Raw genomic sequence first — 22,702 nt, 5'->3', positions numbered from 1 at the left:
CATGCAAAAGTCAGGATTACTCGCTCTGGCCGTAGCGGCTACCGCTTGGGTAAGCAGTACTACCTGTGCAGCGCAGCCTACGGCGTCAGATAACAGCATTGTATCTGCGCTAAGTGCCACAGCTCCGGTACTGAAAACCCCAATCGATGTGCTGAATCACGAGCTGGGCAAGCGTGTGTATTTCTTCCACTATCTGACCAGCAACCCTCTGGTTGCCATGTCAGACAGTGACGCAGAACCAACGCTCGCCGATATGGACATCATGTACACACTACCCGCCGGGTTGTCAGACTTGGGCATGGATTCCTACGCCAGTGCGTTGCTCCGTGATCCGTCACTCAGTCACTCTCCAGGAATGGGAAATACCTGGTTCATGCTGGCCCGTAACGCCTCCGACCGAAGTAACTGGCTGCAAGCTGGCCAACTGGTCAGTAAGGCGATGGCCGGCGACGCTTTGCTGAACCCGGCAGATGAAGCCGAAGCAGCCTTTATAGCCACCACCTCATACGCCAATCGAGATCAGACCCCGCAAGCTGAAGAGGCTTTTAGTCAGATTGATGAGGATAGCCACTGGTACCGGTTTGCCGGTTATAACCTGATGCTGACAAAAATGCGCCAGGGAATATCTGCTGACGACTTGCAGCAGTGGGTGTCCGATTTTCTGGTCAATGATCCGGAAAATGAACAGCAAACTGCGCTGAATGATCGCTTCCGTTTAACGGCGGGAAAATACGAGTTACGCAACAAACATTATGACGAAGCCATTGGTTATTTGCGTCAGGTATCCAAGGATGGCCCCTACACCTCCGATGCATTGCTGCAATATGGCTGGGCATTGTCAAAGCGCTGGCAATACGACCAGGCATTACAGCCATGGCGGGTATTGCAGGAGCACTTCCCCCTGCTGGACATTCATGCACTCGAATCATTGATGGCAACATCCTACCTTGCCGAACTAATGAATGGTGGGGTGCCCTCCCTGCCCGTCTACGAATACACAGAAAACCGTATGACGTTGGCACTTGAGCAGCTCAATAATCTCAACAATCCGGCAACCTTACTTCAGTGGGTAGCGCGCTGGGAAGCTCGCCAGTCGGCAACCTCTGACAATATACTCAGTGCTGACCCTCAGGGCGTCACCGAATCACCCACTAGCCGCAACCTTGAAGGATTGCTCAGTACCAGCGCCTTCATCCAGGAGCAGCAGCGTCTGCTGGACATTCGCAGCATGCTGGACTGGGTTCAACGGCAACAACAACAGCTGTCTCTTGCACAGGCTGAGAAGCTCGCCAATCTGGCGGCTTATGTTCAGGTCGCACAGTCCGGCAGACTGGAGCAGGTAGAAAGCAGCTCCAGGCAGCTGCAACAACAGATCGCACTGATCGACCAGCGCATTCAGGAACAGCGGCGCCAAGCGTTTGGTTTTGCCAATGAATCAGAGTTACAGCAGCTGAATAAGCTGGTCGCTATTGCCAAGGAATCCAGTGGCGAAACGCCCATGGAACAAGATATCCGTGAGCAGGCCGCGCTCCTGCAAGGCATTTCCCAGTGGCAGCTGAGCAAGTCTTTACCACAAAGGGCATGGACACTCAAAAAACAGCAACTTCTATTGCAGCAGCAATATCAGGATTTAAATACCCAGCTGACCAATGTCAATGGACTACGGGAACAGGTGGGTACCTTTCACGCCCACTCTGAAGCGCACCTGGCAACCATCGAAGCCGCCGCCAGCAAACTCAGCCAGCTGGAACAAACACTGACAGCACTCCACACCAAACAGCAGCAGCAAATTGTCACCGTTGCTCAGAGCCATATCGGCATGTTGAAAGACCGACTCAAGGATTACCTCGCGACCACTCGCCTGTCTATTGCCCGACTTTACGACAACGAGCTGCGTCGCAACACCAACAGCGGAGGCCTGGGTGAATATGAATGACCGGCGCTCACTGATATGGTCCTCTGTCGTGTCCTGTCTGCTTGTAACTGCTGGCTGCGCCCAGGTACAACCACACCAGGCTGGCACCATATCGGATCTCACATATTACGGACTGAAAGCGCCTTCCAATGAGCCACTGATTGTCACCAATGAAGACGTCGTGGCACGTTATCGGGCTTACATTGAAGTCGCAGATCACCACCAATACGCAATGCTGGCTTCCCGCCGTATTGCTGCGCTGCGCCTGAACGAGCAAGAAGCAGCTTGGACCGGCGACAGCTTTACTTCCGATGAAGAAGAAGCCGTTGATCCGGAGGTGCTTGCCGCCTCCATTCGTGATTTCGAATCATTACTGGCCGATCATCCAGACAACGCCAGCAATGATGAAATACTCTATCAGCTAGCCAAAGCTTACAACATCGCAGCTGAGCCGGAAGAAACCGCCAGGGTTCTTGAACAGCTGGTCGAACGCTACCCGGACTCCCTCTATTATCTTGATGCCGAATTCCGCCTTGGTGAACTGCGCTATGCCATGAGCGACTATGTCGCAGCAGAACAATCGTTCCAGCGCCTGGTAAAACATGGTCGTATTGGCAATAAATACTACAGCAATGCTGGCTACATGCTGGGCTGGTCGCTGTTTAAACAAAGCCGTTACGATGACAGCCTGCTGGCGTTTGCTCGGCTGATTGACGAAGACTACCCAACCCAGAGTGCGATTGATAACGCCAGTGGTGCCGACCTTGAAATCCTCAAGGACAGCGTTTACACCATGGCAGTCGCTTTCAGTTACCGTGGTGAATGGGAAGAGGTCGGCGAATTCTTTGATCACTACGGTCGTCGCCACTACGAATACCTGATTTATGATCGCCTGGCTGACTTCTACTACGAGCAAAAATACTACCAGAGTGGCGCGTCGACGCTGGCCGCCTATGTCGAGCGCTACCCCGATAGTGACCGGGCACCGGTTTATTACCAGCACATGGTTGACCAGTACGCTGCTGCAGGCTACCCCGTACTGCAACGTCAAAGCGAAGCAGACTATATAGACCGTTTCGGTATCGACAGTGAGTATTGGGCTAACCATGGTGAAGAAGTACACGCCACGATTCGCGAACCCCTCGCTGGCTATATTATGGATTTAGCCAAGTTTAATCACGGCTGGGCACAACAGACCAAAGACAGTGCGGAAAAAGCAGCACGTTATGCCGAAGCGGCGAAGTGGTACGACATTTATTTACGTAGTGTCCCGGATGCCGCCGATGCCGCCGAAGCGCATTTCTTGCTGGCAGAGATCGCCTACGAGCTCGGCAACTACAAGCAAGCCCGTGATCATTACGAAATCGTAGCCTATCAATACCCCGATCATCCGCGAGCCTCGGAGGCTGCCTATGCAACGGTATTGGCTTATAACAAATACAAACCAACCAACGAAGATGAAGCAGCAGAATGGCGTCAGCAAAGTGCTGAAAACTCCATGCGCTTTATCAATACCTTCCCCGAGCATGAAGAGCGTGGCAAGGTTCTGGTAAGTACTTCCGAGCTGTTCCTGGCTGACAAAAACTATGAAGAGGCACTGTCTGTTTCCCGCATGGCCTGGGGCATTCAGGATAATCTGTCAGACAAACATCGCTATGGTGCTGCACTGGTTCGAGGACACTCGGCATTTGAGCTGGGATATTACACCGAAGCAGAAGAAGCGTTTCAGCAAGCACTGAAGTACAACAAGATTGATGGCAAAACCCGCAAGGATATTCGCGAAAAACTCGCGGCGGCGATCTACAAACAAGGTGAGCAGGCCCGCGAAGCCGGTGATTACGAGTTGGCAGCCGCCAGCTGGAATCGCATTGGTGATGTCACTCCTGGCAGCGAAAACTCCATCATTGCCGAATACGATGCCGCCACCATGCTGTTTGAAATAGAGGACTATGCCGGGGCAGAGAAAGCGCTAAAAGCATTCCAGCGTAAATATCCCAACCATAAACTCAGTCAGGATATTCCCACCAAGCTGATTTTCACCTATGAAAAGCAGGAAAAATGGGCGACGGCAGCCAATGCTCTGGCGGATGTATGGCGTACATCCAAAGACAAGAAAGAACAGCGCATCGCCTGTTTCCAATCCGGTGAATATTATGAAAAAGCCGGTGACATTGGCAGCGCCATCGTCATGTTCAAGCGCTATGCCAACAACTACTCGGAACCTTTCGATCCCGCCATCGAAGCCCACTACAAGCTGGAGCAACTGTATGGCATGGAAGGCAATGAAAAGGACGAAGACAAGCGTCGTTTCTGGCTTGATAAAATCATTACCCTGAATGCCAATGCCGGGGACAAGCAAACCGAACGCTCGAAGTACTTGGCTGCTGGTGCCTCCTACGAGTTGGCAGAGTTTTCACGACTGAAATACGAGAGTCTGCCGCTGACCTTGCCACTCAACAAGAGTATTCCGATCAAGAACAAGGCCATGCAAGAAGCTCAGGAGTTGTATACCCAATCCGTCGAGATGGGCGTGCTCGAATTTACCACCTCCTCGACCTATCGTATTGGTCAGCTCTATACCCAACTGAGCAAGGCGCTATTGGACTCAGAACGACCAAAAGGACTGGATGAGCTGGAACTCGAGGAATACCAATTCCTGCTTGAAGACCAGGCCTACCCGTTTGAGCAGGCCGCGATGGACGTGCAGATGAAAAACATCAATCGTACCTACGACGGCATTTACGATGAATGGATCAAAAAGAGCTTCGATGTCATGGCTGACCTGGCACCGACCCAATACCGTAAGGACGAAAAGGAATTGAGCTATGTTAGTGAGATTCGCTAGTTTTCTCTTGGTGATGGTGCTGGCAGGCTGTAGCTCGTTGATGAAGAGCGACGGCGAGGATAACGCCGACCAACCAGAAGAAACACAACAACAAGTAGCTGCAGAGACAGAAGCAGAAACCGGGCCGGATGACTCTGCTGATGCTGACCTTGATGCAGAAACCAAGGGGCTGTTCAAGCATGGCCTGATTTTGCTCAAATCAAAACGCTATGACCAGGCTTTGAAGCACTGGATCATCATGTCTGAGCGTTTTCCGGAATATCCGGGCGTCTGGGTCAATCTGGGTTTATCCCAATACCAGACCGGGGATTTTGAAGGCAGTAAATCCAGCATTGATCAGGCCTTGGTATTGAATAGCGAATTTTGTCCTGCGTTTCAGGCTATGGGGCCAGTAGCACGGGAACTTGGTGATTTTACCCTGGCAGAACAAAGCTATTCCAAAGCCATTCAGTGCTCAGTGCCCAACCCCGATCTGCACTATAACCTGGGCATATTGTACGATCTGTATATGAGGCAGTACGGGAAAGCATTGCTCCAGTACCGCACAGCACAGCAGCTGAACAAGAAAGAAGATCCACTACTGACAATCTGGATACAGGATCTCGACAAACGCATCAAAAACACCCAGGCACAAGAAGCTGCCGCTGCCGCCGAAGCAGCCAGCCAGCCTAGTGAAGCGCCAACCCAGCAGCCTGCGGCTGCTGCAGATTCGGAAGGAGACTCCTGATGAAAACATGGTTATTCGCACTGCTGGCCTTGCTTTCTCCGGTAACCGCTATTGCAGCAGATGTTATTCAACTGGAAGGGATCTCCATCCTTGGCAGTACGGAAGACGCCGGCATCATGACAATTACTTCATGGAAAAGCCCACCCGACGTGGAAATACCGTTCGAACCTATTAATGGCTATGAGGAAGAACGCTTCGAGCCGCTGCAACCGAAACAATTTCAGCTAGAAGTTGAATATGCCAAACGTTTCAGAGACGGTTTCGGAAATCAGGCAACGGAAAGGAAAGCGAATTAGTTCACACAAGGATCGCGTAGGCTGACAAATCAGTGAAATTAGCTGTATTTGCATGGCCGGTTGTCGATTAAATGCAATTTTCCTGCTGTTGAATACCAACAACAGCTTGAAAGCTAACAGTAAAATACTATCTACCACGTAATAAATCTGGGGGAAATTCTATGGATTCCATCGTACGTTTTTTTCAAGAAGGCGGCGTATTTATGTACCCGATTGCCATTATCATGGCTGTGGGTATTGCCATTGCGCTGGAGCGTTTGCTCTACCTGACCAAGGAAAAGTCGAGTAACCGCAAGGCTTTTGACGAAATCCTGCCAATGCTGGAAAGCCGTGATATGCGCGCAGCCCTGAACTATGCCAACGAATCCAGTACCAAACTGGGCGATATTTTCTCTGCCGCCATTGCCCGAATTCCAGGCAGCCAGCGTCGCGAAGAAATTGAATACGCTCTTGAAGAAGGTCTGATGGAAGCGGTACCCCAGCTTGAAAAACGCACCCAGTACGTCGCCACTTTGGCGAACATTGCCACCCTGATGGGGCTGCTTGGAACTATCATGGGTCTTATTGCTGCTTTTACCGCTGTTGCCAACGCCGCACCAGCAGAAAAAGCCACCCTGCTGTCGCAGAGTATTTCGGTTGCGATGAACACCACCGCATTTGGTTTGATGGCAGCGATTCCACTGTTGTTACTGCATACTTATCTGCAGACCAAAACCAATGAGATTGTCGACAGCATTGAAATGGCCGGAGTGAAGTTTTTGAACATCATTACCGAGCGCAAGCAAGGCCAATCCACTCCCGGCAACAAGTGAGATGTAATTTCCAATGAGACGCCAACGCAATCAAGAACAGGCGGAGCTCAACGTTACATCTTTTATGAACCTGATGATCGTACTGGTACCAGTACTGCTGATGAACATGGTGTTCTCACAGCTGTCCGTAATCGATCTCAAGTTGCCGGCGGGCGATCAGCCTAGTGTTGTAGACCCAAAAGATGTGACGCTCGAGGTCATCATCCGCTCAGACAGCATACAAGTTTCTCATAGCTATCTGTTGCAAACGGTGGTGCATGCGACGTTCCCGAAGGAAGGCGAAAGCTACGACTTCGAAGGACTGTCGACCATCCTGCAAGAGATCAAAAAAGATCCCGTATTTGCTGAGAAAACCGACATCAATCTGCTCCCAGAGCCAGGTATTGATTACCAGACCCTGGTATCAGTGATGGATACGGTTCGTATATACCCTGCCGTTGTTGTGACGTCAGTGGTTGATGCAGCCCTGTTTCCGGACATTTCCCTCGGAGCAGCGCCTGATCTGGCGACCGCAACGGAGGTGACACCATGAAAAAAACGTCCCGCCGCGCCAAGCGCATGGCTCGCAGCCACAAGCGTAACAAAGGTGGCAGCACGCTGAACCTGACCGCATTGATGGATATTTTCACCATCCTGGTGTTTTTCCTTATGGTTAACCAGAACGATGTGAAAGTTGAAGACAGTGAACAAATCGAGTTACCCGCTTCGATTGCCGAAAACATGCCAGAAGAAAATCTGGTCGTGATGGTCAACAAGCAGGAAATTCTGGTTCAGGGTCGTGCCGTTATAGGCATACCGCAGGCTGAAGCGACAGAAGGCGAAACCATTGATGCACTTCTTACCGAACTGCAATACATGGCTGAGCGCTCACCACTGTCGCCAGAAATGTTGGAGTTGGGTCGTTTTATTACCATCGTCGGTGATAAAGACACCCCCTACCAGCTGCTGAAAAAAGTGATGAACACCTGTTCAAAAGCGACGTTCAGTAATATTTCACTGGCGGTTAACAAAGTCGATGAGGGAGGTACGCCATGAGCGAAGCACTCATAAATCGACATATCCCTGTCTTGCCCTGGGTTGATACAGGTGAAAAGCGTTACATCCCCATCCTGATTGGAGCCCTGTTGCTAACCGCAATCCTCGGAGTTTTGATCCCGATGATGGATGTACCCGAGCCGGATCGGAGTGAGTTGGAAAAAATTCCGCCCACCCTGGCCAAGCTGCTGGAACAGAAAAAACCGGTTCCGCCACCTCCGCCACCTCCTCCGCCAAAGGAAGAGAAAAAAGAGGAACCCAAACCGGAAGTTCCAAAACCGGAAGAAAAACCGAAGCCAAAACCGAAACCCAAGGTAGAAGCGAAGCCAGAAGAGCGTAAAAAAGCTCAGGATAAGGTCAAGGAAGCTTTGGGAGCAGACGCTCTGAACTCGTTGGCAGCCTTGGCTGCGGCGATCCCGAACGTCAAGTTGGATACCAACAGTGCAGCACTGAGCAATAATGGTAAAGCCTCGGTCGGTGCTGGCAGCGTTGTGGATCCAAATGCAGTAGTTGCCTTGAACGGTATTGATGAGTCAACCCTGACAGCAGCCACCAGTGGCGAGCAATTGGGTGAACGTGCGACAACGGCCGTCGAAGTCTCCAGCGAAGAAATTCGCAAGACCGAGGAAGCCGCCACCAAACGGACTCAGGAAGAAATGCGTCTGGTGTTCGAAACCAGCAAGCAAAGCTTCTTCAATGCCTATCGCCGCGCCCAGCAGAAAAACCCGACTCTGGCAGGTACAGTGGTACTGGCTTTGAAAATTGCGCCAACCGGTGCGGTTGAGTCTTGCGAGATTGGTCGCAGTGAGCTGAACGATGATGATCTTCACAAGCGCCTGCTGTCACAATGCCGTCGCATGCGATTCAAAGATCGTCCAGAAGTGGATACGGCCAGTGTTGAGTTCCCCATCAACTTTGTACCGTAACCTGATACTGATTGAGGCATAAGAATAAGGGCTGCATTAGCAGCCCTTATTTCTTTACGGAGATTATGACAACAGCACGGCAAACCATGGCTAACGTCCAGCTCCCCCACCCCTCCAAAAACCCTGACTGGACAACTTAAACGAGTCAGCTCTGTATATCCCGTCATGGCATCATCTACCCCAGAGACGAAAGCAGCTCAATTATCGGCATCTGAAGTCATGAAATGCCTTTTTACTGAGATCCTTGTATTTACACCCGCTGAACACGCGGTATATTGCAGTAAATGTGCTGAATATTGACGTTACACTATGCAGTTAACCCGATTTACTGACTACGGCCTTCGTATTTTGGTGTATTTATGCCAAACACCGGCGAATGAAAAAGTATCGCTCTCCATCCTTGCGCATCGATTTAACATGAATCATAACCACGTCAACAAGGTCAGCCAAAAGCTGGCCGGGCTTGGCTGGATACACAGCACAAGAGGCAAGATGGGCGGCATTACTCTGGCGGCGACTACCCGACAATTAAGTATTGCCGATATTGTCAGGGAGCTGGAACTCCAGCTGGATCCTATTGATTGTGGCGGCATTGACTGTCCTATGACAGGTCACTGCCGCTTACAAGGCGTTCTGGCCGATGCAGCGGCGGCCTTCATGCAGGTGCTAGAGCAGTACTGCCTGGAAGATATCAGCCAGCAGGATATTCACTGGTTGCTCGTCCCATTGCCAGAGCACGCCAGCTGATTCAAGCCAGTTCAGCCTCATTACCACGCCGTTCAAGCCATAACTTACGATCCCCTGAACGTTTTTTGGCCAGCAGCATATCCATCAACTCCAGCGTCTCCGAAGTTTGCTGGATCTCAGATCCAGGATCGTCAGCTTCCAGCACCAGTTGCACCAGACGGCGAGTATTCGGATCCATGGTGGTTTCACGCAACTGCATCGGATTCATCTCGCCCAGCCCCTTGAAACGCTGCACGTTAATTTTGCCACGCTTTTTCTCCGCTTCGATACGTTCAACAATCCCGCTGCGCTCCGCTTCGTCCAGTGCATAATAAACATCCTTGCCGATATCGATCCGGTACAGGGGTGGCATGGCAACATACACGTGACCGTTTGCTACCAGCGCCGGGAAGTGACGGAGGAACAGTGCGCACAACAAGGTAGCGATGTGCAATCCATCAGAATCTGCATCGGCAAGAATACACACCTTGCCGTAACGTAATCCGGAGAGATCATCCGAGCCAGGATCAATCCCCAGGGCAATGGCAATATGGTGGACTTCCTGCGACGCCAGGATCTGATCTGAATCGATTTCCCAGGTGTTGAGGATTTTGCCCCGTAGCGGCATGATCGCCTGAAACTCACGATCACGCGCTTGTTTGGCGGAACCGCCAGCCGAGTCTCCCTCGACCAGGAACAATTCCGTCCGCTCACCATCCTGGCCGGTACAATCAGCCAGTTTTCCAGGCAGCGCCGGCCCCTGGGTGATTTTCTTGCGGGCCACTTTTTTCGATTTGCGCAAGCGGGTCTGGGCACTCGTTATCGCCAATTCAGCAAGTTGTTCTGCAGCGGAAATATGATCATTCAGCCACAATGCAAAAGCATCTTTTACAACACCGGAGATAAAGGCCGATGCTTCTCGTGACGACAACCGTTCTTTTGTCTGGCCAGCAAACTGGGGGTCGGAGAGCTTGGCGGAGACGACGTAAGAACATCGCTCCCAGAGGTCGTCCGGTGTCAGTTTGATGCCTCTAGGCAGCAAATTACGAAACTCACAAAACTCCCGCAACGCATCCAGCAACCCGGATCGGAAACCATTCACATGCGTCCCACCCTGGGCCGTAGGAATCAGGTTAACGTAACTCTCCTGCAACAGCTCGCCGCCATCCGGTAACCAGTGCACCGCCCAATCCACACCCTCACTGGGCCCGGACATCGAACCGGTAAATGGCGTTGCAGGCACGACTTCATAACCACTGGCAGCATTAACCAGATAATCCTTGAGGCCGTCTTCGTAATACCACTCATCACTATCGGCGCTGTCAGGCGCAACAAAAACAATCCGCAGCCCAGGACAAAGCACCGCTTTGGCACGCAACACGTGTTTCAGGCGAACCACGGAAAAGCGCGGGCTATCGAAATACGATTCATCCGGCAAAAACCGTACACTGCTGCCGGTTTTTTTCTTGCCACAACTATCAATAATCTGCAGGTCGGCAACCTTGTAGCCATCCTTGAAACCGATACGGTGCACCTGGCCATCACGCCAGATAGTCACCTCCAGCGCCTTGGACAAAGCGTTAACAACAGATACCCCAACGCCGTGTAAACCACCAGAAAACTGGTAACTGTCATTAGAAAATTTGCCACCCGCATGCAGTTGGCTAAGAATCAGCTCGACGCCAGAGACGCCATGCTCCGGGTGAATATCCGTTGGCATACCACGGCCATCATCCAGCACGGTCATGGAGCCATCCGCATGCAACGTGACATCAATACGGGAAGCATGGCCAGCCAGAGCCTCATCCACCGAGTTATCAATTACTTCCTGGGCAAGATGGTTAGGGCGGGTTGTATCCGTGTACATACCCGGACGTTTGCGCACCGGGTCAAGTCCACTAAGAACTTCAATTGACGCTGCGGTGTATTGACCAGGTGTTTTGCGGGTGTCGGACATGATGACCTCTGTGAACGATACGGCAGGCACGGAGTATACCCAGCCAGCAGGCCAACAGCATCCGGATGGTGTGCTCTCTCGTCAGTGAAATAGCTGGCGACTGGCAACAAATGCCATGATGCGTGGCAAAAACTGGCCATAGCCTTCAAAGCTATGCGTTCCACCAGCCTGGCTCCAGCCAGGGCAATGACGATACAGTTGCGCAGCATGACGATAGTCCAGCGTCTCATCCGCCGTTTGCAGCAGTACCAGCAGATCCTCCGGGCGGGCGACGGAGGTAACATCCAATGCCGCCAATTGATCCAGGTGGATATCCGTCAGCTCAAATGACTGGCCAGAATAATAGTGCCGGTTAGGACCAACATAATGACGGAACAGTTTATGTGGCTGAACCGCAGGATTAACCAGCACGGCCGGAACCCGATAGGCCTCAGCCAGCCAGGTCGCATAAAAGCCCCCGAGCGAGCTGCCAATGACACATACACGCTCATAACGCTGCTGTAATTGTTGTAATTGATCCGCTGCCAGCGTAATGGCATCAGCCGGAGCGAAGGGTAATTCGGGTAGACGCAACGCCGACTCCAGTCCTTGCCGACGGAAATAGGCCAGAGTTTCCTGAGCCTTGAGCGACTGGGGGGAGCTGAGAAATCCATGCAAGTACAAGCAGCCGAGGCCGTCGAGGTGAGTCACCGTCAGGTAGGTTCCTTAAATCAGTATCCCTTAACGGAATAATCAACTTCAAATTCAATATGCTCAACCCGCTTGATATCGGTTTCGATACGGCCATCGGGCAGCAGATTCAACCAGCGAAATCCGGGACTGAGACGATCAATCGTAAATTCATCGGTAGTGGGTGCAAACTGAACGCAGGTTGAAGGCGTCGACAGCAGGCGCAGATCGCCGACCATCTGATCGCTCTGCTGATGTACGTGGCCCCAAAGCAGACCTCGTACATTAGCAAACCGGGAGACAACAGACATCAGTTCAGCTGAATTACGGAGGCCGATATTATCAATCCAGCGACACTGCATGGAAACCGGATGATGATGAAAGCACACAAGCGTGTGCAATTCGGGGGCTTCGGACAGCGCGGATTCGAGCCGGGCGAGCTCCGTATCAGGTAATTCACCGTACACCTTGCCCGCAACACGGCTGTCAAGCATCACCACCTGCCAATGAGGGGTGCGCAATATTCGATCCTGCAGGCCAGTGCCATCAGTCACTGCCGCCATATTGTCCAGGTCATCGTGATTGCCGGGGATCCAGAAACTGGGGGCTGCGAAGGGCTCCAGTTCAGCTTTCAAATAACGGTAAGACTCGCTGCTCCCATCCTGGGAAAGGTCACCGGTCACCAGCATGGCATCCATATCCTGATGATCAGCACGAATGATATCCAGCACACAACGCAAGCTGTCCAGCGTATTCATACCCAGCAAGTGTCCATCCTTCGTCGCACTCAGGTGGGTATCTGTAATCTGGATCAACCGGAAGGTTGATGTTCTATCAAAAAAGACCAAACGCCACTCCCATCAAATACCAGGCTACCTGCCAGCCGGAAATTTCCTTATACGCCGTCAGCTGGCGAATGCCTGCCAGGACTCAATACGACTTCCTGATCAATATGTCCGAATTTAATACAATGTTCCAGCCAGTCAGCCAGAAAGCGATTTAACTGGGTTTTTTCATCCGGCAAACGCATCCTGTCATTCGGATAGTCGTAGCGTCCTTCACGGACACGCTCGTTCTGAAACCCAATCACTTCCGCGAGGCGCACATCGTGGTACATGCGCACACTCATAACCGGCGGAGCCACCCAATTGGCCGTTTCATCAAACTGGGCAACTTTCAGCATAGTGGTGTATCGGTGACTTGCCTCAATTTTAACGGATATTCTGAGCGCGGGTTGCGAGCCATTACTCATGCTGTACGTATGTTGTACACCGACAGTGTGATCTGGCACCAGTTTTTGCAGACGTGCATAATTGGCCTGTCCAAGAGAGGATAAGACAGACAGGTCAGGAACATAACGTTGTCGTGTGCGGTTGCTCATAATCACAATCAAGGTTGCACAATGAATCAGCACTGCAGCAGTCGCTCAGCACTGGCGTAATTCACTGTGATGAATTTTCATCCACTGCAGCGCAATAATAGTGGCTGCATTGTTAATTTTGCCTGTTTCAAACGCCTGCCAGGCGGCTTCAAAACTCATCAGGCGCAAACGGATATCTTCATGCTCGTCTGGCAAACCATGAATACCGCCAACGCCACTGCTATCCAGTAACCCGCAATAGAGATGGACCCTTTCGCTCGTTCCCCCAGGAGAAGACCAATAACGGCAGATCGGCAGTAACTGATCAAACTGACAACCGGCCTCTTCCATCGTCTCGCGGGCAGCCACTTGCTCCACCGACTCTCCGGGTTCGATCATCCCTGCTACCAGCTCAGTCAACCAGGGTGTCTCATCATCAGCGAGGGCACCAACCCGAAACTGTTCGGTTAATACCAGTAAATCCTGTTTGGGGTCATACAACAGCACGCACACCACTTCTCCACGTTCAAATAACTCGCGGCAAAAAGTGTCGGTCCAGCCACCCGCAAAGGTCTTGTGACGCAGCCACAGGCGTTCGATACGAAAGAAGCCCTGATAAGCCACATCCTTGCGTGTTAGTACCCAATCTTCATGACCTGGCGTCGTATCTTCGTAATCCATACTTGACCTGACTATATTACTGGACAAGAATATTTGTAATTAGCCACATGCACGCACTGTTCTGAACGCGTGCACAATGCCACTGCGGGCCACCGGTTTTTTTCTGATAGACTCGTTGGCACGTCTACTTTCCAGGATTCAGCAAAGGTTTTGCCATGAAAAAACTGCTTTCCATCTCAGCCCTGGTACTGGCATCCAGTGTCGCTACAGCGAGTGACCTTAGCACCATTTACCGCCAGGCGGCCAGCAACGACGCGGAAATTGCCGCCGCCAGAGCAACGCGGGAAGCAAATAGCTATAACGTGATGATTGCTCGCGGTGCTATCTTGCCCCAAGCACAGGCGTCTTATAGTTACACCCACTATGACGTTGAAGCCGATAGTGCCAGCATCGTTAATATCATCCAGAATAACGACTATTCAGTATCGACCAACAAGGCCGATTACGAGCTCGGTTCACTCCAACTGTCAGCCTCCCAAACGCTGTTTAACCTCAACAGCTGGTATACCTATCAAGCTGCCAAAACCGTGGATAACAGCTACGAATCACAGCTGCAACTGGCGGAGCAACAACTGCTGGTACGTACTGCCCAAGCCTATTTTGATATCCTGCGGGCGGCCGACAACCTTGAAACCGGCAAAGCCGAAGAACGTGCTGTCAAGCGCTCACTGGAACAAACCCGCCAGCGTTTTGATGTCGGCCTGATTGCCATTACCGACGTTCATGAAGCACAGGCCAGCTACGACCTGTCTGCCGTCAACCTGCTGAGCCTGCAGGCGGCCCTGGACGTCAGCTATGAAGCTCTGGAAGTCCTGACTGGCCAGCGTTACGACGACATTGCCAGCTTGCAGAGCGATGTCAAAATGCAGATGCCTGCTCCTGCGGATGTCTCCTCCTGGGTCGAATCAGGTCTGGAGAAATACGCCGGTATTCGCATGGCGATCGCACAAAAAGAAGGCGTACGTCTGCAGCGTAATGCAACCCGCTCCAATCGGCTGCCAACCGTCAATCTCAGCGCCAGCTATACTACTGGCGACAGTGCACCAGCACCAGCCTATACGCCTGACCCGACCGATTCAACGGTCAGCACCATTGGCCTGACGGTTTCCATGCCATTGTTTACCGGTGGTTCCCTGTACGCGCAGAGTAAACAGTCCGCCAGCAACCTGGCTACCGCCGACTACCAACTGGAACAACAGCGTCGCGGCGTAAAACAGAACATCCGCAGCCTGTTCCGCCAATTGCAAACCAGCGTCCAGAACATCAACGCCCGCAAGCAAGTCATCACCTCAGCACAAAGTGCCCTGAAAGCCACTGAAACCGGCTATCAGGTCGGCACCCGTAACATCGTCGAGGTACTGAACGCACAGAAAAACCTGTTCAGTGCCCAACGTGATTACGCCAATGCCCGTTATGACTACATCATTAACTTGCTCAATCTGAAGTTTTACGCCGGAACCCTGAGTGAACAGGATATTGATGTGTTAAACAGCTGGCTGAAGGTCTAAACAGCGCAAGGCAAGGTGGGCGGGGAATAAAGCCCGCCCTACGCCTACGCGGATCCGTAGTCTGATTTCCATCAGTTCAGTGTTTTCAGCACTTTTTCACCGGCCGCTGCCAGCCATCGATATTTCGTTGCTTGCCGCGCGCAATCGCCAGTTGGTGATCAGCGACCGGGCTGACAATCACAGATCCCGCGCCGATGGTGACATTGGCTCCAATAGCAACCGGCGCCACCAGCGCCGAGTTGGAACCAATAAAGGCGTTGTCACCAATACGGGTTAATGCCTTGTTCACGCCATCGTAGTTACAAGTGATGGTGCCAGCGCCAATATTGACGTTGGTACCAACCTCGGCATCACCAATATAGCTAAGGTGATTCACCTTCGAGCCCGCCCCGATGTGGGCTTTTTTTACTTCGCAGAAATTACCGACCCTTGCGCCATTAGCCAGATCTGCCCCTGGCCGCAAGCGGGCATAAGGGCCAACCACACAGGCTTGCGCCACGGCGGCTTCATCAATATGGCAATAGGCTTCAACTCGTGTTGCTGCTGCCAGCTGGCTATTGCGTATCACACAGTAAGGACCAATCGTCACCCCATCGCCCAGGATGACATCGCCTTCAAAGATACAGCCTACATCTATCGCCACATCGTGCCCCACCGTCAGTGAACCCCGAATATCCAGCCGGGCTGGATCTGCCAATGCGACGCCGAGTCGCAGCAGATCATCCGCCTGCTGCCGTTGAAACACCCGTTCCAGTCCGGCCAATTGCAGTCGGTCATTCACACCCTGAACCTCGTGCTCATGCTGTGGATGGATTGCCCGCACCGCAATACCTTCTGCCACGGCCAGCGCCACAATATCGGTCAGGTAATATTCGCCCTGCACATTGTTGGCCGACAACAACGGCAGCCAGCGTCGCAGATGCCTGGCTGCCACCGCCAGAATACCGGTGTTCACCTCCCGAATAATACGCTGCTCCGGGGTCGCCTCTTTATGTTCCACGATCGCCTGAATGTTGCCGCTTTCGTCGCGCACAATACGGCCATACCCGGTGGCATCAACCAGCTCAATCGTCAGTAATGCCAAGCCGCCGTCCTGTCCTTTGGAGGCATGGGTTTGTTGCAGCAGCGCCGACAACGTTGCGGGGGTGATCAAGGGGACGTCACCGTATAACACCAGCACCAGCGCATCGTCCGGCACCTCCGGCAGCGCTTGGGCAACCGCGTGGCCAGTCCCTTGTTGTTGTTGCTGTATGGCCCAGCAAACGTCCTGCGCAATGGCCGCTTGCACCTGTTCGGCACCGTGACCAATAACCACATACTGACGAGCACCGGCGAGCTGACTGGCGCTGTCCAGCACGTGTTGCAGCATGGGCTTGCCAGCCAGCGTGTGCAGCACTTTGGGCAAGTCGGATCGCATCCGCGAACCTTTGCCTGCGGCCAGAGTGATAATCGCTAACGGGAGATCGAAGGAAGGAGATGGCTGAGACATGAAGGGTGCTCGCTTACCGGATAGCTGCCTGAATTGGGCGTCATTCTAACAGGCTGGCATCTTGCAGCCAGCCTGGGTGTCCCGCTTCGCTAGATTATACTGGCCGATCTGTTAATGGCTGTTCGTTAATGGCTGTGGCCAGCTTCATGGGTATGGCTGTGAAGTGGCAAATCGATACTGTCATCCTGCTCTTGCAAGATCAGTGACGCCTTGTCGAGTTCGGTGTCCGGTAAGCCAGCAGCATTCACCGCTACGGCTTCCAGACAGGTTTTGGCGCGTTGGGCCATATCAGCAATCAGCGCCGGATAGGCATCGCTGGCAATATCAATTTGCAACGCCATCGGATCCAGCTCACCACGACCAACGTTAATCCCCTCAACAATCCGATCTACCAGCGCCGGGGAGAATTCCGGCTCACTGAAAACACACACCACTTCACCGCTCAATAACTGTGAACGCATGGTCTGCAGTGTGCGGATGCCCGGCTTTTGTTCTGGGCTGAGAGTAAAGGAACCCACCTGATTCAGGCCCATGGCGGCGACCCAGTGGTCGTAGGCGCGGTGAAAGACAAAAAAGCCTCGCTGCTGCACCGGCTGCAGTAATTGCCGCGCCGCCGCTACCGCCAGATCCACCGCGTTGGCAAACACCGCAGGATCACGACCCACCCGCTGCGCCAACTGCTGCTGAGCCTGCTTCATGATGTCGGGCGACAGCCACCAGTGTGGATCTTGAATCGGACTCTGCTGGCCCAGCTCGGCAACATTAATCCACACTTTATCAGGCCAGCGGGTGGCAAAGCCTTTCAGATAAGGCTCGGTCACTGGCCCGGCCCAGAGAATGATATCGGCGCTCTGGATCAGATCAATGTCGGAAGGACGCAGGGCAAAATCGTGCGGTGTCATACCGGGTGGCACCAGTACCCGCAGCCGCTCAGCCGGAATCACCGAGGCGGCGACCAGCGCCAACGGATGCACACTGGCCAGTACCATCGGCACCGGTTTGGCAGTTTGCCCGGATGAGCTGGCTATGACGGTATCGGCAAACGCTGGCGTAGTGGCACCAAGAAGTACCAATAACAGCAAAAATATCACTTTCTTCATTGTGTCTCGTTCAGTCTTTCGTAAAATTGCAACATTATAACCTAAGGTTGCCCGTCCATGAGCCAGAATGTGTACCAACCCCACAATCATACGCACTGCGTCACAAAGGCACTGAGTCAGGCCCAGGCACTGTGCGACGACAAAGGGGCGCGCCTGACCCGAGTACGGCAACGGGTACTGGAACTGATCTGGCAAAGCCACAAACCGGTTGGCGCTTATGAATTGTTGCCCGCACTGGCCAGTGATGGCTTTAATTCCGCGCCACCCACTGTCTATCGGGCACTGGATTTCCTGCTCGATCTGGGGTTGGTGCATCGCCTGCATTCACTCAATGCCTATGTCGGTTGCAGCCATCCGGGTTCAAGCCATCCCGTTTGTTTTTTTATTTGCGAACGCTGCGGCCGGGCGCAGGAATTACCGGACGACAAACTGCAGGCTCTGACCCGACAGGTGGAGCAAGTCCTCGGAGTGCAGGTCCGCCACCAGCTGACCGAGCTGACCGGCCTCTGCCCCGGCTGCCAGGCCGAATCCGGACAGGCGGATGCCCCTCATGCCTGAAGCGACCCTGCTGTTAAAAGCAACCGGACTAAACCTCAAACGCCGCCACAAACAAGTATTAACCGATATTGACCTGGAGTTGCATGCTGGTCAGATCCTGACGCTGATTGGCCCCAACGGCTGTGGCAAGTCGACGCTGATCCGCGTCTTGCTGGGACTGGAAAGCATCGATTCCGGCTCGGTCTGGCGCCGCAAACCCCTCACCGTCGGTTATATGCCGCAACAATTACAACTGGAACCACGACTGCCCCTGACCGTGCTCGGATTTTTGCGGCTGGCTCGGGGAGCGCGTGACAGCGCCATCCACGGCTGGATCCAGCGACTGGGCATCCAACGACTGACCGATCAGGATATTCAGGATTTATCCGGTGGCGAATGGCAACGGGTGTTACTGGCCAGGGCGCTGTTACTCAAGCCCGACCTGCTGGTGCTGGATGAACCCGTCCAGGGTGTCGATGTTCAGGGTCAGCACGAACTTTACCAGCTGATCCCTACCCTGCGTGACGAACTCGGTTGCGGCGTATTAATGGTCTCTCACGATCTGCATCTGGTGATGGCGGCCACCGACGAAGTGATCTGCATGAATGGCCATATCTGCTGTTCTGGTCACCCGGATCATGTCTCCGGCAGTGAGGCGTACCAACAACTGTTTGGCCAACGTACCGCGCCGATTGCCCACTACACCCACCATCACGACCACCAGCACTGTCTGGATGGCCATATCGATCACGACCAGACTGCGGAAACCGGCCAGCCATGAACGCTCTGATGATGTCTTACTGGTGGCTGATGCCACTCTTCAGTGGTTTGCTGCTGGCTTGCGTCACCGGGCCACTGGGCAGCTTTGTTGTATGGCGACGGATGGCGTTTTTTGGCGATACGCTGGCACACGGAGCGCTGCTGGGGATTACCCTGGGGGTAATTTCCGATATTCACCCAACCCTGGCGCTGCTGCTCAGCTCGCTGGTACTGGCGCTATTGCTGTATCCGATGCAACGTGTCGCGTCGCTCTCTTCCGATACCTTGCTGGGGATTATTTCCCACAGCATGCTGGCTGTCGGGCTGGTGGTACTGAGCCTGGCGCAGGATGTGCGGGTTGATCTGATGGGTTACCTGTTTGGCGATTTGCTGGCGGTGACCAGTAACGATACCTTGCTGGTCGCGCTAGCGGCGGTGGTCTGTATCGGCCTGATTATCTGGCAATGGCGCGGTTTGCTGGCGACCACCGTCAGCCCGGAATTGGCCACTATTGACGGCTATCCGGTGGCACGATTGCAGTTATTGCTGATTCTGATGTTGGCGTTGGTGATTGCCCTGGCGATGAAAATTGTCGGCATCCTGCTGGTCAGCGCCATGCTGATTATTCCCCCGGCGGCAGCCCGTAGCCTGTCACGCACCCCCGAGCAGATGGCCCTGTTCGCCAGCCTGGTCGGCATTCTGTCGGTACTGATGGGCATGACGGCTTCGTTCTGGTGGGATACCCCGGCCGGGCCAAGTGTGGTGGTCGCCGCCACACTGCTGTTTGTCGCCAGCATGGCGGTTACCAGACGCTGATCAGGTTCGGGGCAACTGCGGTACTGGGCGTGCTTACTGACCCTCACTGATCGTCGACAGCAGCACCGGTGTGTCATCCGACAGGTTCACCAGCAACACGCCAGATCGGTAAAATCACCGGTTTCAACCGCAGACCAGCTACCGGAGACATCAAAACGTTTCAAGCCACCCGCATAACAGACAAACAGGTTATCTCCGTCAAGCGCCACTCCTCCCGGGTCAGCACAATCGCCGTGCTGCACTGGCTGCTGTCATCGCTACTACAGGGGTTGTCGTCGAGACCCCAACGCCAGGAGTGAAACAGGCAGTACTGCCAGGCGGGTATCAAACGGAAGCGGCGGAGCGCTGCCATGCAATCCCTGCCTTCCCTGTTGGGGTTAATGTATGCCCGTGCAATCCATTGGTTACATTCCGGCCAGCGCGGCCAGAATAGGCGTCAAACGCCCAGGACGAAACGGAGGCTCGATATAACCTCTGAATTGCCACTGTGCATCCACCAACATCAAGTTGGCCGAATGATCCATCAAATATGGCGCCTCGCCGCGATCAACCCTGGCGTAGAAGCCATTGATCTCCTGCGCCAGCTGCGCCAGCGCCTGGGGATTGCCGGTCAGACCGACAAACGCCGGGTTAAAATATTGTAGATAAGGCGCCAGGCTGGCGGGTCGATCCCGTTGTGGATCCACCGACACAAACACCACGTCCAGACGTTGACGAGCCTCATCCGGCAGCGCTTTCCAGACCCGGTTCAGATCCGCCAGCGTGGTTGGGCAGATATCCGGGCAAAAGGTATAGCCAAAAAACACCAGCTTCCAGCCCGAGGAGAAACTGGCCTGATCACGGTGTTCGCCATGCTGGTCAATAAATTTGAAGTCACTGACCGGACTGCTGTGATTAAACAACATCACCCCACTGGTGGAGCCCAGTCGCGCTGCCGGATCGGCCAGATGAGCCATCAACATCCCCACGGCAGCCGATACAGCCAGCACCACGAAGAGTAAGATAGCGCCGACGCGGGACGCTGCAGACACCCGATTGTTCATTTACGTTCTCCTGTTGCTGATTCGTGAGTATACCAGCCATGTCGTTTACATCCGCTGTGCCAGCCCCCGGCTGGGCCGCGACACAAGGTCGCATCCTCGCCATTGCCTGGCCGGTGATGCTGAGCAATATCACCGTTCCACTGCTGGGTCTGGTCGACAGCGCGATTCTCGGCCATCTGCCCGACGCCGCCTACCTCGGCGCCGTCTCAATTGGTGCCCAGCTGTTTACCCTGCTGTGCTGGAGCTTCGGCTTTTTACGGATGGGTACAACCGCGCTGACTGCGCGCAGCCGCTCGACCGCCGAACAGACCGGGGTATTGGGCCATGCATTCTGGCTGGCTCTTCCCCTGAGCGCCATTATTGGCTGCTGTGGCTGGCTGCTGTTACCTCAGGTAATCCCCTGGATGGGGGCGACGCAAGCGGTCTCTGACGGTGCCCAACTGTACCTCAGTATTCGAGTCATTTCGGTGCCGGCAGTCTTCGCCCAGTATGCGCTGTTGGGCTGGTTTATCGGCCGTGGCCAAACCCGTGTACCACTGATCATTATGACCGTCACCAACCTGGCGAATGGTGGCCTGGATGCCTTGTTTGTCTATGGTATGGACATGACCACTGACGGGGTTGCCCTCGGCAGCGTTATTGCCGACTACCTCGGTCTCGTCACCGGGTTGTGGTTTGTCTGGCGGCAACAGAGTGGCGTTGAGGCTCTCGCTGACCAGCACTGCCTGATTCACAAAGTCCTACAGCGTTGGCACCGCCGCCCGTCCTGGCAGCAACTACAGCCCATGATCCGCATCAACCGCCAGCTGTTTGTAAGAACGCTGACGCTGCTCTTGGTGTTTGCCTTTTTTAACGCCCAGGGTGCACGTCAAGGCGAGCTGATTCTGGCGGCCAACAGCCTGATGATCACCTTGCTGTTGCTGATTTCCAACGCCCTGGACGGCATTGCCCATGCGGCAGAAAGTCTGACTGGACAAGCACTGGCGCAGACCGGTCAAACCGCACACCAGCGACGCAGCCGCGATGCTATCGAACGCCTGTCTGTTAACGTTCAACGCATCGTTATTATTACTGGCGTCAATTCTCTGACATTGGCAATCCTGCTGAGCCTGACCTTTACCGCTGCGGGCAACTGGTTATGGCCACTGTTTACGAACAACCCGGCGCTGTTACCACTATTGGATGAGTATCAAATCTGGCTGATTGGTTTGCCTCTGGTGGGCTTCTGGAGCTACTGGCTGGATGGGTTGTGTATCGGTGCCGGTGCCGCCAGTACCATGCGTAATGCCATGTTAACTGCCGCATTACTGGTCTTCATGCCGCTTTGGTGGCTCACCAGCGAGCTGGGCAACACCGGTTTATGGCTGAGTTTTTATGCGTTTTTATTGGCCAGGGCGGTATTTGTGATGCGCTTCACACTTCAGCTTTATCGCGAACCTGTCTCTTTTGCACCAGAGCACTAATCGACTGGCCAGTCCGTCAATATTTACTATACTTTTTT

23 protein-coding genes are annotated in these 22,702 nt (G+C 53.7%); 14 read left to right on the top strand and 9 right to left on the bottom strand.

Translation table 11 applies throughout. The features are described 5' to 3' along the window. The first annotated feature begins 1 nt into the window (after position 1). The 9 genes from SOJ49_RS00530 (at position 2) to SOJ49_RS00490 (ending at position 9,303) form a co-directional block, all read left to right on the top strand. Complete coding sequence (locus SOJ49_RS00530) at positions 2–1,936, top strand: hypothetical protein (RefSeq protein WP_369856293.1); 1,935 nt, start codon at positions 2–4, stop codon at positions 1,934–1,936. Continuing rightward, positions 1,929–4,760, top strand: a complete 2,832-nt coding sequence (locus SOJ49_RS00525; RefSeq protein ID WP_369858097.1) for a tol-pal system YbgF family protein — start codon at positions 1,929–1,931, stop codon at positions 4,758–4,760. Before SOJ49_RS00530 ends, SOJ49_RS00525 begins: the two co-directional genes overlap by 8 nt. Further along, positions 4,741–5,487, top strand: a complete 747-nt coding sequence (locus tag SOJ49_RS00520; RefSeq protein WP_369856292.1) for a tetratricopeptide repeat protein — start codon at positions 4,741–4,743, stop codon at positions 5,485–5,487. The genes SOJ49_RS00525 and SOJ49_RS00520 overlap by 20 nt, the downstream gene beginning before the upstream one ends. Continuing rightward, complete coding sequence (locus SOJ49_RS00515) at positions 5,487–5,783, top strand: hypothetical protein (RefSeq protein WP_369856291.1); 297 nt, start codon at positions 5,487–5,489, stop codon at positions 5,781–5,783. Before SOJ49_RS00520 ends, SOJ49_RS00515 begins: the two co-directional genes overlap by 1 nt. A 161-nt stretch (positions 5,784–5,944) precedes the next feature. Further along, positions 5,945–6,595: a MotA/TolQ/ExbB proton channel family protein gene (locus SOJ49_RS00510; protein WP_369856290.1), complete on the top strand. Its 651-nt coding sequence runs from the start codon at positions 5,945–5,947 to the stop codon at positions 6,593–6,595. A gap of 13 nt (positions 6,596–6,608) precedes the next feature. Continuing rightward, positions 6,609–7,127, top strand: a complete 519-nt coding sequence (locus SOJ49_RS00505; protein WP_369856289.1) for an ExbD/TolR family protein — start codon at positions 6,609–6,611, stop codon at positions 7,125–7,127. Next, the gene (locus tag SOJ49_RS00500; RefSeq protein ID WP_369856288.1) at positions 7,124–7,630 is read left to right on the top strand and encodes an ExbD/TolR family protein; all 507 of its coding nucleotides are present in this window, start codon (positions 7,124–7,126) and stop codon (positions 7,628–7,630) included. The genes SOJ49_RS00505 and SOJ49_RS00500 overlap by 4 nt, the downstream gene beginning before the upstream one ends. Then, entirely contained in the window at positions 7,627–8,556 is a 930-nt protein-coding gene (locus SOJ49_RS00495) for an AgmX/PglI C-terminal domain-containing protein (RefSeq protein WP_369856287.1), read from the top strand. The genes SOJ49_RS00500 and SOJ49_RS00495 overlap by 4 nt, the downstream gene beginning before the upstream one ends. A gap of 309 nt (positions 8,557–8,865) precedes the next feature. Beyond that, positions 8,866–9,303 (top strand): Rrf2 family transcriptional regulator, encoded by a 438-nt coding sequence (locus SOJ49_RS00490; RefSeq protein WP_369856286.1) that lies wholly within the window; start codon positions 8,866–8,868, stop codon positions 9,301–9,303. Position 9,304: 1 nt separating this feature from the next. Here SOJ49_RS00490 and parE read toward each other — a convergent pair whose 3' ends face one another. The 5 genes from parE to SOJ49_RS00465 form a co-directional block, all read right to left on the bottom strand. Next, positions 9,305–11,239: a DNA topoisomerase IV subunit B gene (gene parE, locus SOJ49_RS00485; protein ID WP_369856285.1), complete on the bottom strand. Its 1,935-nt coding sequence runs from the start codon at positions 11,237–11,239 to the stop codon at positions 9,305–9,307. 81 nt (positions 11,240–11,320) lie between these two features. Further along, a complete protein-coding gene (locus SOJ49_RS00480) occupies positions 11,321–11,929 on the bottom strand; it encodes a YqiA/YcfP family alpha/beta fold hydrolase (protein WP_369856284.1) in 609 nt (202 codons plus the stop codon). A gap of 20 nt (positions 11,930–11,949) precedes the next feature. After that, positions 11,950–12,756: a 3',5'-cyclic-AMP phosphodiesterase gene (cpdA, locus tag SOJ49_RS00475; RefSeq protein WP_369856283.1), complete on the bottom strand. Its 807-nt coding sequence runs from the start codon at positions 12,754–12,756 to the stop codon at positions 11,950–11,952. A gap of 47 nt (positions 12,757–12,803) precedes the next feature. After that, positions 12,804–13,160, bottom strand: coding sequence for a DUF1249 domain-containing protein (locus SOJ49_RS00470; RefSeq protein ID WP_369858096.1), 357 nt, complete (start codon positions 13,158–13,160; stop codon positions 12,804–12,806). Positions 13,161–13,334: 174 nt separating this feature from the next. Further along, complete coding sequence (locus tag SOJ49_RS00465) at positions 13,335–13,949, bottom strand: NUDIX domain-containing protein (RefSeq protein WP_369856282.1); 615 nt, start codon at positions 13,947–13,949, stop codon at positions 13,335–13,337. 155 nt (positions 13,950–14,104) lie between these two features. Between SOJ49_RS00465 and SOJ49_RS00460 the strand changes: the two genes are divergently transcribed. Further along, positions 14,105–15,457 carry a TolC family outer membrane protein gene (locus SOJ49_RS00460; RefSeq protein WP_369856281.1) on the top strand — a complete coding sequence of 451 codons (1,353 nt, stop codon included), beginning with the start codon at positions 14,105–14,107 and terminating at the stop codon, positions 15,455–15,457. A gap of 85 nt (positions 15,458–15,542) precedes the next feature. Here SOJ49_RS00460 and glmU read toward each other — a convergent pair whose 3' ends face one another. Both glmU and SOJ49_RS00450 read right to left on the bottom strand, forming a co-directional pair. Further along, positions 15,543–16,946: a bifunctional UDP-N-acetylglucosamine diphosphorylase/glucosamine-1-phosphate N-acetyltransferase GlmU gene (gene glmU, locus SOJ49_RS00455; protein WP_369856280.1), complete on the bottom strand. Its 1,404-nt coding sequence runs from the start codon at positions 16,944–16,946 to the stop codon at positions 15,543–15,545. A gap of 125 nt (positions 16,947–17,071) precedes the next feature. Then, a complete protein-coding gene (locus SOJ49_RS00450; protein WP_369856279.1) occupies positions 17,072–18,046 on the bottom strand; it encodes a metal ABC transporter solute-binding protein, Zn/Mn family in 975 nt (324 codons plus the stop codon). 57 nt (positions 18,047–18,103) lie between these two features. On the opposite strand from SOJ49_RS00450, the gene SOJ49_RS00445 reads away from it, so the two are divergent. From SOJ49_RS00445 to znuB, 3 genes are read left to right on the top strand one after another with little or no spacing between them, the layout of a single operon-like run. After that, the gene (locus tag SOJ49_RS00445) at positions 18,104–18,604 is read left to right on the top strand and encodes a Fur family transcriptional regulator (RefSeq protein ID WP_369856278.1); all 501 of its coding nucleotides are present in this window, start codon (positions 18,104–18,106) and stop codon (positions 18,602–18,604) included. Further along, a complete protein-coding gene (locus SOJ49_RS00440) occupies positions 18,597–19,364 on the top strand; it encodes an ATP-binding cassette domain-containing protein (protein WP_369856277.1) in 768 nt (255 codons plus the stop codon). Before SOJ49_RS00445 ends, SOJ49_RS00440 begins: the two co-directional genes overlap by 8 nt. Beyond that, positions 19,361–20,158 (top strand): zinc ABC transporter permease subunit ZnuB, encoded by a 798-nt coding sequence (znuB, locus tag SOJ49_RS00435; RefSeq protein ID WP_369856276.1) that lies wholly within the window; start codon positions 19,361–19,363, stop codon positions 20,156–20,158. Before SOJ49_RS00440 ends, znuB begins: the two co-directional genes overlap by 4 nt. A 160-nt stretch (positions 20,159–20,318) precedes the next feature. On the opposite strand, the gene SOJ49_RS00430 is transcribed toward znuB, so the two are convergent. Next, positions 20,319–20,510 carry a hypothetical protein gene (locus SOJ49_RS00430; protein ID WP_369856275.1) on the bottom strand — a complete coding sequence of 64 codons (192 nt, stop codon included), beginning with the start codon at positions 20,508–20,510 and terminating at the stop codon, positions 20,319–20,321. A 52-nt stretch (positions 20,511–20,562) separates the two neighbouring features. Then, a complete protein-coding gene (locus SOJ49_RS00425) occupies positions 20,563–21,201 on the bottom strand; it encodes an SCO family protein (RefSeq protein ID WP_369856274.1) in 639 nt (212 codons plus the stop codon). Between the two features lie 38 nt (positions 21,202–21,239). Between SOJ49_RS00425 and SOJ49_RS00420 the strand changes: the two genes are divergently transcribed. Continuing rightward, positions 21,240–22,664, top strand: coding sequence for an MATE family efflux transporter (locus tag SOJ49_RS00420; protein WP_369856273.1), 1,425 nt, complete (start codon positions 21,240–21,242; stop codon positions 22,662–22,664). Positions 22,665–22,702 lie beyond the last annotated feature (38 nt).

Source organism: Candidatus Thalassolituus haligoni (assembly GCF_041222825.1).
In the GTDB taxonomy this organism is placed as follows: domain Bacteria; phylum Pseudomonadota; class Gammaproteobacteria; order Pseudomonadales; family Oceanobacteraceae; genus Oceanobacter; species Oceanobacter antarcticus.
Note: the sequence above shows the minus strand (reverse complement) of the source record. Positions and strands in the feature narration are given on the sequence as shown.

Bases quoted from the DNA above. Each gene is read 5' to 3' on its own strand.
- SOJ49_RS00530 (WP_369856293.1), top strand. From the start codon at position 2: ATGCAAAAGTCAGGATTACTCGCTCTGGCCGTAGCGGCTACCGCTTGG.
- SOJ49_RS00525 (WP_369858097.1), top strand. From the start codon at position 1,929: ATGAATGACCGGCGCTCACTGATATGGTCCTCTGTCGTGTCCTGTCTG.
- SOJ49_RS00520 (WP_369856292.1), top strand. From the start codon at position 4,741: ATGTTAGTGAGATTCGCTAGTTTTCTCTTGGTGATGGTGCTGGCAGGC.
- SOJ49_RS00515 (WP_369856291.1), top strand. From the start codon at position 5,487: ATGAAAACATGGTTATTCGCACTGCTGGCCTTGCTTTCTCCGGTAACC.
- SOJ49_RS00510 (WP_369856290.1), top strand. From the start codon at position 5,945: ATGGATTCCATCGTACGTTTTTTTCAAGAAGGCGGCGTATTTATGTAC.
- SOJ49_RS00505 (WP_369856289.1), top strand. From the start codon at position 6,609: ATGAGACGCCAACGCAATCAAGAACAGGCGGAGCTCAACGTTACATCT.
- SOJ49_RS00500 (WP_369856288.1), top strand. From the start codon at position 7,124: ATGAAAAAAACGTCCCGCCGCGCCAAGCGCATGGCTCGCAGCCACAAG.
- SOJ49_RS00495 (WP_369856287.1), top strand. From the start codon at position 7,627: ATGAGCGAAGCACTCATAAATCGACATATCCCTGTCTTGCCCTGGGTT.
- SOJ49_RS00490 (WP_369856286.1), top strand. From the start codon at position 8,866: ATGCAGTTAACCCGATTTACTGACTACGGCCTTCGTATTTTGGTGTAT.
- parE (WP_369856285.1), bottom strand. From the start codon at position 11,239: ATGTCCGACACCCGCAAAACACCTGGTCAATACACCGCAGCGTCAATT.
- SOJ49_RS00470 (WP_369858096.1), bottom strand. From the start codon at position 13,160: ATGAGTAATGGCTCGCAACCCGCGCTCAGAATATCCGTTAAAATTGAG.
- SOJ49_RS00465 (WP_369856282.1), bottom strand. From the start codon at position 13,949: ATGGATTACGAAGATACGACGCCAGGTCATGAAGATTGGGTACTAACA.
- SOJ49_RS00460 (WP_369856281.1), top strand. From the start codon at position 14,105: ATGAAAAAACTGCTTTCCATCTCAGCCCTGGTACTGGCATCCAGTGTC.
- glmU (WP_369856280.1), bottom strand. From the start codon at position 16,946: ATGTCTCAGCCATCTCCTTCCTTCGATCTCCCGTTAGCGATTATCACT.
- SOJ49_RS00450 (WP_369856279.1), bottom strand. From the start codon at position 18,046: ATGAAGAAAGTGATATTTTTGCTGTTATTGGTACTTCTTGGTGCCACT.
- SOJ49_RS00445 (WP_369856278.1), top strand. From the start codon at position 18,104: ATGAGCCAGAATGTGTACCAACCCCACAATCATACGCACTGCGTCACA.
- SOJ49_RS00440 (WP_369856277.1), top strand. From the start codon at position 18,597: ATGCCTGAAGCGACCCTGCTGTTAAAAGCAACCGGACTAAACCTCAAA.
- znuB (WP_369856276.1), top strand. From the start codon at position 19,361: ATGAACGCTCTGATGATGTCTTACTGGTGGCTGATGCCACTCTTCAGT.
- SOJ49_RS00430 (WP_369856275.1), bottom strand. From the start codon at position 20,510: ATGGCAGCGCTCCGCCGCTTCCGTTTGATACCCGCCTGGCAGTACTGC.
- SOJ49_RS00425 (WP_369856274.1), bottom strand. From the start codon at position 21,201: ATGAACAATCGGGTGTCTGCAGCGTCCCGCGTCGGCGCTATCTTACTC.
- SOJ49_RS00420 (WP_369856273.1), top strand. From the start codon at position 21,240: ATGTCGTTTACATCCGCTGTGCCAGCCCCCGGCTGGGCCGCGACACAA.